Source organism: Candidatus Nitrotoga sp. M5 (assembly GCF_927904885.1).
GTDB lineage: Bacteria > Pseudomonadota > Gammaproteobacteria > Burkholderiales > Gallionellaceae > Nitrotoga.
In genome coordinates this window covers 1-14,347 of sequence record NZ_CAKMNW010000052.1, presented here as the reverse complement: position 1 = coordinate 14,347, position 14,347 = coordinate 1, and the positions used below count along the sequence as shown (strand labels likewise).

At 45.2% G+C, this 14,347-nt stretch carries 11 protein-coding genes and 1 pseudogene; 2 read left to right on the top strand and 10 right to left on the bottom strand.

Annotated features, from left to right (window positions below; all coding sequences use genetic code 11):
• The first annotated feature begins 87 nt into the window (after positions 1-87).
• On the top strand, positions 88-957 hold the full coding sequence (locus MJ770_RS09985; protein WP_239253500.1) for an ATP-binding protein: 870 nt from the start codon (positions 88-90) through the stop codon (positions 955-957).
• Positions 958-1,340: 383 nt separating this feature from the next.
• Here MJ770_RS09985 and MJ770_RS09980 read toward each other — a convergent pair whose 3' ends face one another.
• The gene (locus tag MJ770_RS09980; RefSeq protein ID WP_239253499.1) at positions 1,341-1,973 is read right to left on the bottom strand and encodes a hypothetical protein; all 633 of its coding nucleotides are present in this window, start codon (positions 1,971-1,973) and stop codon (positions 1,341-1,343) included.
• Between the two features lie 342 nt (positions 1,974-2,315).
• Entirely contained in the window at positions 2,316-4,412 is a 2,097-nt protein-coding gene (pta, locus tag MJ770_RS09975; RefSeq protein ID WP_239253498.1) for a phosphate acetyltransferase, read from the bottom strand.
• Positions 4,413-4,958: 546 nt separating this feature from the next.
• On the opposite strand from pta, the gene MJ770_RS09970 reads away from it, so the two are divergent.
• Positions 4,959-5,561, top strand: a complete 603-nt coding sequence (locus tag MJ770_RS09970) for a DUF4202 domain-containing protein (protein WP_239253494.1) — start codon at positions 4,959-4,961, stop codon at positions 5,559-5,561.
• Positions 5,562-5,678: 117 nt separating this feature from the next.
• Here MJ770_RS09970 and MJ770_RS09965 read toward each other — a convergent pair whose 3' ends face one another.
• The 8 genes and pseudogenes from MJ770_RS09965 to MJ770_RS15695 all read right to left on the bottom strand — a co-directional run.
• Positions 5,679-7,205 carry a hypothetical protein gene (locus MJ770_RS09965; RefSeq protein ID WP_239253492.1) on the bottom strand — a complete coding sequence of 509 codons (1,527 nt, stop codon included), beginning with the start codon at positions 7,203-7,205 and terminating at the stop codon, positions 5,679-5,681.
• Between the two features lie 4 nt (positions 7,206-7,209).
• Positions 7,210-8,712: a hypothetical protein gene (locus MJ770_RS09960; protein ID WP_239253490.1), complete on the bottom strand. Its 1,503-nt coding sequence runs from the start codon at positions 8,710-8,712 to the stop codon at positions 7,210-7,212.
• Positions 8,713-9,321: 609 nt separating this feature from the next.
• Positions 9,322-10,455 carry an AI-2E family transporter gene (locus MJ770_RS09955; protein ID WP_239253488.1) on the bottom strand — a complete coding sequence of 378 codons (1,134 nt, stop codon included), beginning with the start codon at positions 10,453-10,455 and terminating at the stop codon, positions 9,322-9,324.
• Positions 10,456-11,270: 815 nt separating this feature from the next.
• Positions 11,271-12,257, bottom strand: coding sequence for a YhdH/YhfP family quinone oxidoreductase (locus MJ770_RS09950; RefSeq protein ID WP_239253486.1), 987 nt, complete (start codon positions 12,255-12,257; stop codon positions 11,271-11,273).
• Positions 12,258-12,510: 253 nt separating this feature from the next.
• Positions 12,511-12,636: a hypothetical protein gene (locus MJ770_RS15425; protein WP_256448819.1), complete on the bottom strand. Its 126-nt coding sequence runs from the start codon at positions 12,634-12,636 to the stop codon at positions 12,511-12,513.
• Between the two features lie 343 nt (positions 12,637-12,979).
• Entirely contained in the window at positions 12,980-13,279 is a 300-nt protein-coding gene (locus tag MJ770_RS09945; protein WP_239253483.1) for a hypothetical protein, read from the bottom strand.
• Positions 13,280-13,524: 245 nt separating this feature from the next.
• Complete coding sequence (locus MJ770_RS15700) at positions 13,525-13,755, bottom strand: PEP-CTERM sorting domain-containing protein (RefSeq protein ID WP_445083150.1); 231 nt, start codon at positions 13,753-13,755, stop codon at positions 13,525-13,527.
• A 66-nt stretch (positions 13,756-13,821) separates the two neighbouring features.
• A pseudogene (locus MJ770_RS15695) lies at positions 13,822-14,262 on the bottom strand (vWA domain-containing protein); the annotation flags it as partial.
• Between the last annotated feature and the right edge of the window lie 85 nt (positions 14,263-14,347).

Genomic DNA, 14,347 nt, shown 5'->3' with positions numbered 1-14,347 from the left:
CTGGCCGAAAAGATAGCTCGAACAGCCCAGTACGCAAGCTGTGGATTTGAGAAATGATACGACAAGCTGGAACAAGGAGAAAAGTCAATGAACCCCGATGATATCAAACGATTGGTCGCGCGCGCCGAGCATCTCATGTCGCGCTTTGAAGCCATACTGCCATTGGCGCCGCCGATGCCTGACTGGAGTGCGCTGGCCCATCGCTGGCGGTCGCATCAGGGTCGCGGCTGGCTGGAGCCCCTGCACGTTTTGCAACCCATTCATCTCTCAGACCTAAAAGATATCGATGACCAAAAAAAGCGCGTTGGTGTCAACACGCGCCAGTTCGTATGTGGTCAGCGTGCCAATAATGTATTGCTGACCGGAGCGCGCGGCACAGGTAAGAGTTCCATCGTAAGAGCTATGCTGACGGAATATTCGGCTGAAGGTCTGCGTGTGATCGAAGTCGACAAAGCCGATCTTGTCGATTTGCCGCACATTGTCGATTTAGTACACGCGCGTTCCGAGCGCTTCATCATCTACTGCGATGATCTGAGTTTCGAAGACGGTGAGCCGGGTTACAAGGCGCTCAAGACGGTGCTAGATGGCAGCTTCGCTGCTGTACCGGAAAATGTGCTGATTTATGCTACCAGCAATCGCCGCCACCTTATGCCGGAGTATTTCTCCGAGAACTTGCAGACCACGCACGGTGACGAAGGTGAGCTGCATCCCGGGGAAGCTGTAGAAGAGAAAGTTTCATTATCGGACCGTTTCGGCCTGTGGGTGTCATTCTACAGCTTTAACCAGGAAGCCTATCTGCAGATCGTGCGACACTGGCTGAGTGTGTTCGGCGTCGATCTCAAGGACTGGGACGACTTGATCCGTCGTGAAGCACTGCAATGGTCGATGATGCGCGCGTCGCGCAGCGGGCGTGTAGCCTGGCAGTTCGCACGCGATTATTCTGGAAAAACCCAGTAGGTTGAGCTGAATACAATGAAGCCCAACATCACAGGCAGTTGACACTAGATCAAGGCGGCAGCCAGCTTGATCTTTATATGCCTCACTTTTTCGATCGCCTCAATGAGCTGTCAAGTTGTACTAGCTAAGACCCAAACGTTACTATAAACCCCTAAGACTTTCATAACGATCCACTGCGATTTCGTTTCCATATTCGCAGAACTTAAAGTTTTCTCTGACCCAGTTATAAACGTAGGTCGTGCAAATGTGCATGCCTTAGCGTCAAGAACATCGGAAAGCCATGTGCGTTAATTACGCATGTACAGTTTAATGAGGGAGGCCAGGCGACAGCCTGTACTCTGCTTTACCTATTGTTTTTATAGTACTATTATAGAATAACAACATTATTTTGGCCTTAGTTTTGTTATCTCACTACTTGGCATAGTAAAACATATATCTCTGATATCACTTATTTGTAGAGTGACAGCTTCACCTCGTCCTGGTTGCAGCAAATACCTAAATTCTCTTTGATATTCATAGTCGTCATACTTCCTAAATGGACCAATCTCACCGTGATGAATGCTTTTCGGAACATACATGACTGGTCTTTGGTCCACAATTAGACCAAGATTATTCGAGGCACTATGAATTCTTTTCGTAAACTCTATAGGGTCTCGTATTACTATCGCAAAATCGCCAAATTTCAGATTTCGCTCATCAAACTGATATTTATCGTTTTCTAGAAACACAAAGACACAAAAAATATTCAGTGGCGGCCTTTTTTCATAGCGAAACTTTATTGGACTAATAACTCCACCAATAGGAACATATTCTCCGGTTTCTCTACTCTGGATCGAAATTTGCTTTACTTGCAATGATTCATCTATATTTTCGTCTGGATCAAAGCGAACAGCATCACTTTCATCCAATTCGGCAAAGTATTTGTCAGTATTAAAGTATATTTTTCCATCTAAAAAACTTTCGACCCGGCACGCGGGAAGTAACTTGATAAATATCCCCCTGTCAAAATGTTCCACTGTTCTCCCTTTCTAGAGGATCATAACGTAAAGTTGAAAATATCAGGTCAAGTTACTTTATTAAAAACAAACAAATACGGTTCGACTTGATTTAACATGAACCTCGGTGAGTCCTCCCAGCTTAGCCAATGGCTTCTTCATCAAAAGCAGATCAAAGGGTCAGCCAGCTTGATATTTATATGCCTCTCTTATTCGATCGTCTCCATGAGCCATCAGTTTAGTTGCTCGTGGAATTTCAATAGGTCAGACTCGATTGGTAGTTTTGTTATTGACTACCTCAAACCGTCTATCGCCGAATGCTTCGCAGCAATCAGAATCCGCGTGGACACAAAAACGTGTAGCCTACATGGCTGCTCCCGTTTGCGCCTGAATGGCGGTGATCGCCACGGTATTGAATATATCCGTTACCGTGCAACCCCGGCTTAAATCATTCACCGGTTTGTTCAAACCCTGAAGTATCGGGCCGATGGCCACAGCATGTGCCGACTGTTGCACTGCTTTGTATGTATTATTACCTGTGTTGAGATCTGGAAAAATAAATACCGTGGCGTTGCCCGCAATTTCACTGTCTGGGAATTTTGCTTTTGCGACGCTGGCATTTACCGCGGCATCATATTGTAATGGGCCTTCGAGTTTGAGATCGGGTCGTAGCTTCCTGGCGATGCGAGTCGCTTCGCGTACCTTGTCTACCGCTGCTCCCTTGCCGGATTCACCGGTAGAGTATGAGAGCATGGCAATACGCGGTTGAATGCCGAACATGACAGCTGTTTCCGCTGAACTAATAGCAATATCCGCGAGCTGCCCAGCATCAGGATTGGGATTTACCGCACAGTCGCCATACACCAGCACACGATCTTCCAGGCACATAATGAATACGCTGGATACAATCGATGTGCCCGGCCGTGTCCTGATAATTTCGAAGGCGGGTCTAAGGGTGTGCTGGGTGGTGTGCTTGGCACCGGATACCATGCCATCGGCGTGACCCAGATGAACCATCATGGTACCAAAGTAACTCACATCGGCCATGGTGTCAGAGGCCATCTCCAACGAGATCCCCTTGCGCTCGCGCAATTTGAAATAAGTTCTGGCATATTCATCCCGCAGTTTTGAAGTCAGCGGATCGATAATTTCGATATCTCCAAGATGCAGGCCCAGTGCCTCGATATGCTCGCGCACTTTTGCTTCATTTCCTAATAAAATAATTTCGGCTACGCCACGTAAGGTGAGAATTTCGGCGGCGCGCAGAATGCGTTCATCATCACCCTCCGGTAGAACAATACGTCGACGTTCTATTTTGGCACGGCGTATTAAATCGTTCTGAAACATCAGCGGTGTTACGCGCGTAACGGTAGCTGTGCTTAACAACTGACCCAACGCATCCAGATCGATGCTTTCTTCAACCACCCCAAGCGCCGCCGCGAGCTTGCGTTCATTCTCTGGCTCCAATCTGGCCTCTACTTTGCTCACGTTCATGGTAGTGGTAAAGGTATCGGTAGGCACGCTAAGTACGGCAAACGGCAGTGTGCTGAGTCCATCGATTAAACGCCTGACCGGCTCGTCCATCGGCTTGCCAGTCAGTAATATTCCAGAAATCTGTGGGTAGTTGGTGGACGGATGGGATATCAGGCTAGCAAGAATAATGTCAGCGCGATCACCTGGGGTAATGATGAGGTCACCTGCAGCAATATATTGGAGAAAATCTGGAACCTCCATGGCCGCAATTTTGAAGCCAATTATTTCACGCGTAAGTTGTTCCTCTTCACCATAAACAAATTCGGCGCCAAGGGTATGCGCAATATCGGAAATTGTCGGCTGATCCAGTAAAGGTTCAACGGGCACCACATAGCTTGCAATTAGCCCGCGTAGTGAGTGCTGTAACGCTTGACGAACATCCTCGACCTGCGCCTTATCCACACGATTAACCACAATCGCCCCGATATCACAGTCGCGTTCTTGCAAACCCATTTTAAAGGCAGAAGTGGCGTCGACTATTTGTGCCACAGTACGATCATCGCCGCGCACCACAGGCATAAGCAGACAACCCAGATTATTGGCAATATCGGCATTAAAATCGAACTCCGGTGCCGAGCGCCCGGCCTCGGCGTAATCGGTACCGGCGCAAAGCACGCTATCACAAATGACTTCAAGACGCTTGTATTTATCCAGAATTTTGTTAAGCAGTTCGTCATGGCGATCAGCCGCCAGCAGTGCATGCGCCTCATCAGCCGTACTGCCATACATGTACTCATAGGGAATATCTAGCTGATAATGTGTTGCGATTAAATGAATAAGCTGGTCAGGTTGATTGCTGGCTGAAATAACCGGCCTGAAAAAACCGACCTTGCCAGCACGGCCCAACAAAAACTCCATCATTCCCAATACAATAACCGACTTGCCACTGCCACGTTCAGCACCTGTTACATATAGATTTTGTGACATCGTCTTTTATTCTCCGCTGCAAACTTTAAACCATTTCATCATGGTTAAAATGCAATTTTTCCACTGTAACATTCTCAGCAGGTGATTTTGAAACACATTCATTGCAAGACCACTAATAATAGAATTTGCAGGTGTTTTATATCATGCAACTTCCCAAGGGAATGGCCAGAAAGAAAGATAGATACGATCGTGAGAGTTTCATTGACGTGCTTAGGATATGCAACTTCGATTTGACTGGGCAATACACGCCTATTGCCTGAGTCGAATCACTATCATTTGTTCATCGAAACACCGATAGTAATTTAGCCAAAGGAATTCGTCATTTAATATAGTGCATATACAACAAATTTTATTCATTCTCATATAAAGAGTTGGATATAGCTTTCAGGACAGACCTGAATGAGAGTCCCTGCCTTGCAGATATTCATAAGGCTCGCTTCTATTATTCATAACAGAATATAGTTATATTCTGTTATGAATAACGCCTCACTCAATAACCATTGTCATTTATACGTCGTAGCCTACGACCAAAACCGGAGAGAAAATATGTCGCAAGCTGTTTTCGAAAGAGCAATCAGATTAATTGATTCTGCCAATAGCGAAGATCCGAATCTGGTCACAGATGAGTACGGCAAAGAGTGGCCTAAAGAGCTTCTCTATTCGCATCGTATGTCAGACATCTTGCAACGCTTTGCGCCTGAAGCAGATGATATTTGTAAACTTGCTATACGCTCGCAACATATTCAGCGATGGAAATCACCTCGCAGCGCCTATCCTATGGATCGTATTGGCTACCTGAAATGGCGAAAAGATCTCTATAAATTACATGCTGACACCATGGGTGATCTGATGTCACAGGCAGGCTATACCACTGATGATATTGAGCGTGCTAAAGAAATGGTCGAAAAAAAAGGTATCAAGAGCAACATGGACACGCAATTACTGGAAGATGTTGCTAATCTTGTGTTTATCGAACATTACTTGCAGGAATTTGTTGCTAAGCACCCTGACTACAGTGAAGAAAAATGGATTGAAATTATCCAGAAGACATGGAAAAAAATGTCTGAACAAGGCCAGCAATTTGCCTTGTCTGGCGCTATCAAATTACCCGAGCCATTAATACCTTTAATCAAAAAGGCGTTAGCGTAATTTTTAGAATAAGTTGAACTAAACTAGTCTCAATCTGATCTGACAATGCACTTGAAAAGTGAGCGTTACCGAGTTTGATATAAGTGTTGAATACCTCGCCGGCCCAAATTCTCTACTCTACTCTGGTTTAGGACAAACCAGCTTTGTGCCGTCACACCTTTTGTACGGCACAACCTCGGCATTAAAACCGTCACTCCGGCATTTTTCTGATTTCAAAAGAGCGGCGACAAGCTTGTCCGACTTGGCTTCAATAGCCGCTTTGCCAAGATCTTCGCTAATTTCATCAAGGATATCATTGAGGAATGCTGCATATTCAGCTACCTGTCCTGATGCTGCACTCGATTCATGCGAACCTTCCGGTTTGAATTCATACACCATACAACTTTTAGTTGACACGCAGTCGGGCCGTTTAGGTGCACCTGAGATAGGAATTTCAGTTAAATCACAAGAATTGGATTTCTGTAGACGTTTGTGTTGATCCACTCCGTGTTTTATCCACAGCTGAATCATAGGGTCACGACTGCCGCGCAGGTGTTCGGCCTTAGCTATCTTTGAGAGCCCGCCATTTCCATTTCGGCCCTTTGCGCGAATACTCATGTTATTGAGAATACGGGTAACTTCTTTGTTATTTAGATTCTCATTAAGTTTTTCGCCCCTTTTTTTGAGCGCTTCGTATTCTTTGATTATGGGCGCAAGCTCTCGAACTACTGCACGCGCTTTGGCGTTTGCTATGGCGTTAGCTTTTGCTACATCTGGCTTAGCATCTGGCTCATAGTCCCCTTTGCAATAGGCTTTGCGAATTTCTTCTTTAGCTTCACAAGAAAGTGAGAATACCTGGCGGCTGGACTTAAACCAGTCCTCGCCATCGGCCACGAAATCAGTTGCCAGCTGATCGATATCATCAAGTTGCTGCACGGCGTCCTTAACAAAATCCTGCGCATCTCCTAACATTAAGTCCTTGCATGCACCCTCAGCTTCTTTGAGTGCATTTTTCATGTAGTTAGTGATCGTGTCAGCCGACCTATCCAGCGCTTTCTCCGTTGCGTTCCAATGCCCAGTCCGATAGGAAAACTGTTTCGCCTTTCTAACAACTCCATCAACCTTCTTAAGGAGCGAGGCCGCGCCTTTCATGATCCCAGAAACCTTGTCTTCGACATCCTCAGCCAAATCTTCAATTTCATCTATCTCATTCGGATCCCCGGCTTCAACAAATTCACTCACGGCTTCTCTTAGTTCGTCGTCCTCTTTCTCGCAAACCTCGGCGATAGGGTCAAGTTTAAATTGGTTGACTCTGGCCGCTTTGAGCGCAGTCAGTGAGTTCAGAAATTTTGGTATTTCGCGCGGATAGTCCTGAATTATCTTTTTCGCATCACTATCCCCATCCGTCACGATTTCAAGCTCTTTGACCTTTTGGCTAATTACTTTGATATCGCTCTGTATTTTATTGATTGATCTTGCATCCTTGGCCCGATCAAACGCTTTAAAGTGACTCTCGATGGATTTAAAGCGCGCTTTTATATCGTTTGTAATATCGCGACGTTCACTCATGTTGTCAGCTTGAACTGGTGCCGACATGGCTAACACAGATACGAAGAAGATAGCTATTTTGGCTAACATTGAAGTTCTAATAAGAATTAGTTCCATTTAATTAATAGCGAGAAACGCGTTCAGGACTTGCACCATATTGCCTTGCCTTTGGGTTTCGTGAGAACGGTAAATTTCCGGGCTCAAAACTGAGCTTTGGCGCGTAATTCTTTAAGTCTATAGTGCCTAGAGCCGTACCTTTTTGGTCTGCAAAGTCCTCGAAATTAAGATTAAGATCAAGACCACCGTCTGAGTCGCTTTCCAAATCGGTATTATCTGATTTCGCTTCGGCATCGCTTCCAGCTAACAAGGCAGTCAACTCGCTCAAATCATTGGCAAGCTCGTCATCACTTACTGATGCATCATCGGACTCTTGATCGACCGGTTCTGCACCCTCGTCTCGCTCTCCGTAGCTGGATAGTCCAATCGTGTCAGGTACACCAATTTCTATTTCTGGGTCAAAACTTTGATTTCCGGATACTGACCAGGAAAAATCGTCCTCAATATCATCCATCGAATATATGCTGTGGGTAGCCGCACCAGCAAACTTTCCGACCACAGCGCCAGAGTCCCTTGCTCTGGCTCCAAACAGACCGCCGTTAGCATAAAACAGATTATTTTTAATTACCAACTTCGGACTTTTCGTGTCATCCCATTGTGAAAACACGGCACCGCCGAAATTGTATGCAAATAAATTTTGTTCAATCTCAACTTGCCCGGCTGCGCGACTGTTGCCAATCTCTATCGCGCCAGGATTGGATGTTGCGACATCTGCGTTGTAGGGCCAGCTCAGAACAAAGCTGTTACCTTTAATAATATAGCGTGCCGGAGGATTCGAATATGAGCCCGATGCTACGGCCCACGGTACAATGTTGTTGAAAAAGACGTTATTCTGAATCCGAACCTCTCCGTTATTCCCAAGAGGCTTTACCACTGGGCCGCCAACGCCGCCGCTCGATGCATTCATAAAGGTATTATCAGATATTATCAAGCTGTCAGTGGATACATAGCCAAACGAAATCTGGCCAAAGGTGCTAGAGCCGCCTTTCATAAACGAGTTGGTATTCTTGTCGTAACGATTACTGGGGCTGGTGTCAAAAGTCAGTCCGGAAACCACCAGTTGCTTGAACGTTGGTTTTCTGCCGGCGAATGCCAGCACCACACTGGATCTTTTATCAGTAGATTTGAGCAAGGATGGCGATTGAAATGGTTCACGTTGACTGAAATCCTCATTCCACCCGCCCAGTATTCTGAGCATACCCTTGGGCGCTACAGTATCTGGAAACACCCATAAACCGACATTGGCTTTACCTGTATATTCTCCACCAGCCACATTAATCGTGACGGTGCAATTAATACACTGGGTCAAGTGACTGGATGCGGCTGCGAAAGCTTTATGCAGCCTTCGCTCTACTTGCCCGTTACCTAAAGATTTTGCCGCCGCATAGGCGGTGCTACCTTTAGGCGCGACATATATCGATAAATCCGATGCCCACGCCGAGGTTGTAGACAGTAATACTGCCGCAAAAATGCAGCGGATCATATAGAAACAGTTTAAGTGGAACATAATCACAACCCCTATTGTTGGTCGAGTTGGTAGTAAATTTTGACGTCGCACCGAAGTCAAACATCGAATTTAATCGTACTCAAAACTATATAAATACTTACTAACTTGATCATCACCAATGTGGGCTGATTTGACCGAATTGACCTAGTACCAAAAAATATTCCATTGCTGAAGATCGACCTGAACGATCGATTTTACTCAAATACAATTGTAAAGAATCAAAGCATCATGGCACTCGGTGAAGGCCATGATGCCTCTAAAAATGGTGGACTGAGTACAACTAAATGTTAAGCTTTTGGTGCAACACGAAAGCCACCAATTTACAGGACTCCAGTTAAAATGAAGGATACCAAAGATAAACGGACCAGACAAAAAATTGCGATACTGAAACAGCGATTTTTTTCAAGGTGGTTCAAGCGGCACGAAGCAGTTTGACAGCACCACCATCACCATACCCGATACACCGAGCAATCAACACACCTACCCGCAAAGCTCAGCACAAAAACGGAGAAGGTGAAACTGTATCGCAACCGAAACTGTGGTCTGCCCCACAAGGTTCACACTAAAGCTTCAGGTTGTGCTTCCTGTGCTGGCTCTACAGTTCAGAAATTAGCCGCCCAACAGCTCACCGAAACTCTGCAAATTCTCTACATGATCGCAGACACATTTGATAACAACCATCGCGGGTGTCGCGACGACAAGTCCGATCGGCCCCCACAACCAGCCCCAGAACAACAAACTGATAAAAACTCCGGCAGCATTCATGGCTAATGTGCGACTAGTCATCAAGGGCGTCAAAACATTCCCTTGAACACTGGTGATGGCCAGCGAAACTGCTGCCACGATCAATGCCATCCCCAATGTGGCGAATTGCAAAAAAGCGACCAGTCCGGTAGCGACAAAAATCACCCCAGGACCCAAATACGGAACCATGCTGGCAATGCCGGCAAGCACACCCCATAAGGCGGCCTGTTCAACGCCCAGCCAAATGAACGCAAGCCAAGTGACTATCCCGACGAATATCGCACCGAACAACGTGACGAAGAAAAACAGGCGCAATTGGCGGTTGATGTGTTCAAGCATTCCAACTGTCAGTTTCTTCTTGCTAAGCGTTTTGCCGGATATTTTCACCAGCTTTTCTTTATACAGTCGGCCGGAGGCGAGGATAAAAAATACCAGCAGTAGAACCGAAATAAACTGGCCCATAAACATCACTGCACTCATCGATCCACCAAGTAAATACTCCCGAAAATCGAACGGATCATCCTGTATTTGTACTTTCACTACGTCATTTGGAGCCGCTTTGTCAGCCGTTGTGGCATCGGAACTAGCCGCTTTCTCGACTTCCACTGCGGCAGAATGCAGTTTTTCCAGCACCGAAGGCGATTCGTAGCGTGCGGCGTCGTTCTCTCGAGTGAATTTCTTGACGGCGTTAGGTAGCTTGTCGAGGAGAGGACCCACTTGTTCCTGCAATGAGCCGGCGGCAAACCAGGACACGCCGACCAACGCAGACACGACCAGCAGCGCACCCATCCAGTGCGGCAGCCACAAGCGGCGTTTGAGAAATGAAACGATCGGGTACAGCGCATAGCTTAGCAACATGCCAACAACAATTGGTGCGAAGAAACTTTGAGCCCACTCGAGAAATACGATCAGCGCCATAATCGTCAATGAGGCGAGGGCTGTGCTACGAATATTAATAGGCGCACTGACGATTTTTTCGTTTGGGATATTTGATTCCATGGCGTGATGGCTGACTGGCGTATAAACGCAAAGTATAGCAGTGTAACTGTAACGTTTGAGGACAACACAGTTGCCGGTCAAAGCAATCGCATTAATGTCTTATGTTGCAGTTTTGTATATAAAAACAAACCATCTTTCCCATAATTTTTGAGTATATTGAACGCTGGCTCAGCTTTCAAAAACGGAGATAATCGATCGAAAAATGACTATATTCCGGTTTCGGTTAGCACAAAAAAATTAAAGATTTTGCTACGTTTTGGCACTTCAAACGACAGACGCCCAGGAAAAAAATCAGCCCAGTGATGAATGAGGATTGAAAGGAGAAAGCACGAGATCAGGTTTACTAGAAAAAATCGTGGATTTTTGCAGGTACTCTAGGCGTGGTACCTAGGCAGGTTGACCGAGATGATCAAGAATTATCGTGATTCACTTGATCGCCTATAACTGTATTCGTTATCTCATGAGTGAGGCAGCTCAACAGGCTGGTGTGCCGGTACACCGAATCAATTTTAAGGGCAGTGTCCAAGTGCTTCGGCAGTGGGAGCCGCATCTTAAATCAGAGCAAAAGTAGCCCTCAAGAGCAGTGCCGATTAATCCAGTTGCTGTATGTGTATATCGCCGATTATGTCGTGCCAGAACGACCCGACAGAAGTGACCCCAGAGCAGCGAAACGAAGGCCCAAACCGTATCAATTATTAACCGCTCCAAGACATGAAATAAAAGTGACAAAACATAGAGGCCGATACAATGCTAAAGCAGCTTAACTGTAACTAGCTTAGACCTGTCCCCTTTCTACTAGGTTAAACATTTCTACACTATTCACAGTTAACTAATATTCTCCCACGATGACGACGTGCTAAAATATCATAAAAACATGGACTAATATCGGCTAGACACACTTCCTGACTGACAATTAACTCTGTATTGTTAGGCAACAATTCTTTACCAATACGTTGCCAGATACGTTCTCTTTTCGGCATAGGACAATTTGTTGAACTAATCCCTAGCAAACTAACGCCTCTTAGGATTAAAGGAAATACTGTAGTTTGATAATTGGCATCGGCAGCCATACCAATGCAAGCAATATTGCCCCACAAGCCTGTATGTCGGATTAAACCACTCAATAATTCACCACCTACATTATCAATTGCCCCAGCAAATCGGGCTTCCTCAAGCGGCCTTGTTCCAAGTGCGAGCTGTTGCATATTGACAACTTTACTGGCTCCCATATTTTTTAAATAGTCGCTATGTTCATCTCTTCCAGACACCGCAATGACCTCATATCCCAAACGAGAGAGCATACTGACTGCAAAACTACCAACACCACCTGAAGCGCCTGTCACCACAATAGCTCCCTGTTCAGGAGTTTGATCATTTTGCTCCATCCGGTCGATGGCGAGAGCTGCAGTAAATCCAGCTGTGCCTAATATCATCGCGGTTCTACTCGTCAAACCTTCAGGTATTTTAATGACCCAATCAGCAGGAACTCGAACCTTTTGAGCCAAACCACCATCTTGGATTTCACCTAATCCGCAACCATTTACCAATACCTTTTCACCAATCTCAAATCGTGTATCAGATGATGATTCAACTATACCAGCACAATCAATACCGGCATTAACAGGAAACAGTTTATAAATTTTACCCTTGCCCGTTACTCCCAGAGCATCTTTAAAATTGATGCCAGAGTACTCAATTCTGATAAGTACATCTCCTGCTGATAGTTGCTGCTCATCCATCATTTCTAACTGATGGTAGATACTTTTATCTTCACGATGCACCCTACAAACTAGAAAGGACATTTATTACTCCAAAAACTTATACCAAAAAGTAGCAAGGGTATAGGAAAAATAAACCACATTTCCCATGATTTTTGAAAATATTGAAAGCTGGTTCAGATGTCAAACATGGTGATAATCGATCAAAATGACTTTATTTCGGTTCAGCTAGCACAAATTTGCAAAAATTTTGCGCATTTTGGCGCTTCATGCGAAAGACGTCTAGGGGCAAAGTTTAGCCCAGTAATGAAGATGCTTGAATGGAGCGATCACGGGATCAGGTTGGTTCAAAAATATCGTGGATTTGTGCAGGTGCTCTAGGCGGTGCCCAGGCAGGTAGACCGAGATAATCAAAAATTTCAGTGATTGCATTGGATTCCAAGATGGCAGCGGTGATTTTCATATCCCCGCCACAGTGCGGACTGTGTTCGATAAGTATAACTGGGGCAGATTAAACTTATGAGGTGAATAATTTAAGATGGCATATCAATAACTTTAAGTGAACTAGTCTAAAAATCACAGTACTCCACCCCGCATCAAGAAACTTCGCACCTAGATCGATTAGGCGGTGAATTGTTCAGCGTTTCCCTAGTACATTTAAATATGCCGAAACTCCTGAACTTAGTGGCATTCGACTTTGCCCTCTTTAGTTTCGGTCGTACCGAAATGTTACATTGGCAATACTCGTCATTGACAATTGACACGCATGTGATGTGCACCTCTGACATTACTTGACTCACTTGACCTTACTTGACCTTACGCAATGATATCAAACTCTCTGAATCATTAACCCATATGGCTACCGCAGTAGCTACATGACTCTTGGGAAGGTCAGAATCTGTAGCAGGTGCTTTATTAGGTGCTTTAGCGGCATCTTCCCAGATCCACACATTGCACATCAGTGCCGAAACGCAAGCAGCTTTTCCAGCATCTTTCCAGGCTGTATTGTCAAAATGGGGGGGGCAAACCATAATCACTAATGACTCACTTCTATCCTTAACAGTGCATTGTTTGGAGGTGGCTGCTGGATTAGCGTGCGCACTCATATTAATTGTTGCAAATAAACAAACCAGACTAAAGAATTGTATGCAATGTTTCATTTATCAATGACTCCTAAAATAATTACCTGAATAAATATATCCCACATCAATTGCTTGATGTGGGATATATAACATGTACAACTTTTTAACAACTATATTGAGTACAAGAACACACACCACTTAACTATAATTAACTGATTATTAAATTTTATTTTTCTAGTTACGGAGGTATTCTTTAGTATAACAATTACCTAGCCTTGCATGCGTCTTCTTGCAGAAATTCCCATCCCCATTAAGCCGATAGTAAACAGAGCTAATAAAGATGGCTCTGGTACTGTAGTAATGGAAGCTTGTACTTTTGCTGCCAATACAGGAGCCAGCGCCGTAAAATCACTAACAGGCACTACCCAGCTACCACCTATTGGATTGGGAATATTGGTCGCGTTGATAGCCAAAATTTGAGCTGGTGTAGGAAAAGTCATCGCGAGCATATTAGCCAGCGCACCTGCGCTCGAAACCCCGGTGCCAATGGCTTCGATAGAAAGTGCATCAATACCCGCTGCTGATGCTGCTGTTGCTGCTGCAACTGATGCAGATTGAGAGTTGGGAGCACCATCGGTCATCAAGTTGATAAGAGATTTGCTTCCTGGATCAGCAAAGTTGACAGAACCGGTCATTACACTAGTCAGTAGATTGATCGATCCAGCGGTGTTTGTGGTTCCACCAGCTTTGTTATGATTGTTAATTGCAGCCTGGATAGTAGGTAATGAAGCAGCGGTAAGTACAACAGCGTCTACAACGGTGGCAGTGCCACTGCCGTAGGCAACGACACTGATTTCAATACTGCCATCAGTGGGTATGCCTGCCAGCGCAGCATTTAATCCAGTACGCATTAGATTGTAATTACCAGTTGAAACACTGCCTGATCCATCCAAAGAAAAGCCAAGCTGCGTAACAGGTACCGCTGAGACACCGAAAGAACTCAACATAAGCGAACAGCTTAATGTGAGAGCGGTAAGAAACTTAGGGCACCTCTAAAAACCATAGCTTTCAAACTTTCCGGCCCAAACTTTA

Coding starts and splice junctions, on each gene's coding strand:
- MJ770_RS09985 (WP_239253500.1), top strand. CDS start 88: ATGAACCCCGATGATATCAAACGATTGGTCGCGCGCGCCGAGCATCTC.
- pta (WP_239253498.1), bottom strand. CDS start 4,412: ATGTCACAAAATCTATATGTAACAGGTGCTGAACGTGGCAGTGGCAAG.
- MJ770_RS09970 (WP_239253494.1), top strand. CDS start 4,959: ATGTCGCAAGCTGTTTTCGAAAGAGCAATCAGATTAATTGATTCTGCC.
- MJ770_RS09965 (WP_239253492.1), bottom strand. CDS start 7,205: ATGGAACTAATTCTTATTAGAACTTCAATGTTAGCCAAAATAGCTATC.
- MJ770_RS09960 (WP_239253490.1), bottom strand. CDS start 8,712: ATGTTCCACTTAAACTGTTTCTATATGATCCGCTGCATTTTTGCGGCA.
- MJ770_RS09955 (WP_239253488.1), bottom strand. CDS start 10,455: ATGGAATCAAATATCCCAAACGAAAAAATCGTCAGTGCGCCTATTAAT.
- MJ770_RS09950 (WP_239253486.1), bottom strand. CDS start 12,257: ATGTCCTTTCTAGTTTGTAGGGTGCATCGTGAAGATAAAAGTATCTAC.
- MJ770_RS15425 (WP_256448819.1), bottom strand. CDS start 12,636: ATGAAAATCACCGCTGCCATCTTGGAATCCAATGCAATCACTGAAATT.
- MJ770_RS09945 (WP_239253483.1), bottom strand. CDS start 13,279: ATGAGTGCGCACGCTAATCCAGCAGCCACCTCCAAACAATGCACTGTT.
- MJ770_RS15700 (WP_445083150.1), bottom strand. CDS start 13,755: ATGACTTTTCCTACACCAGCTCAAATTTTGGCTATCAACGCGACCAAT.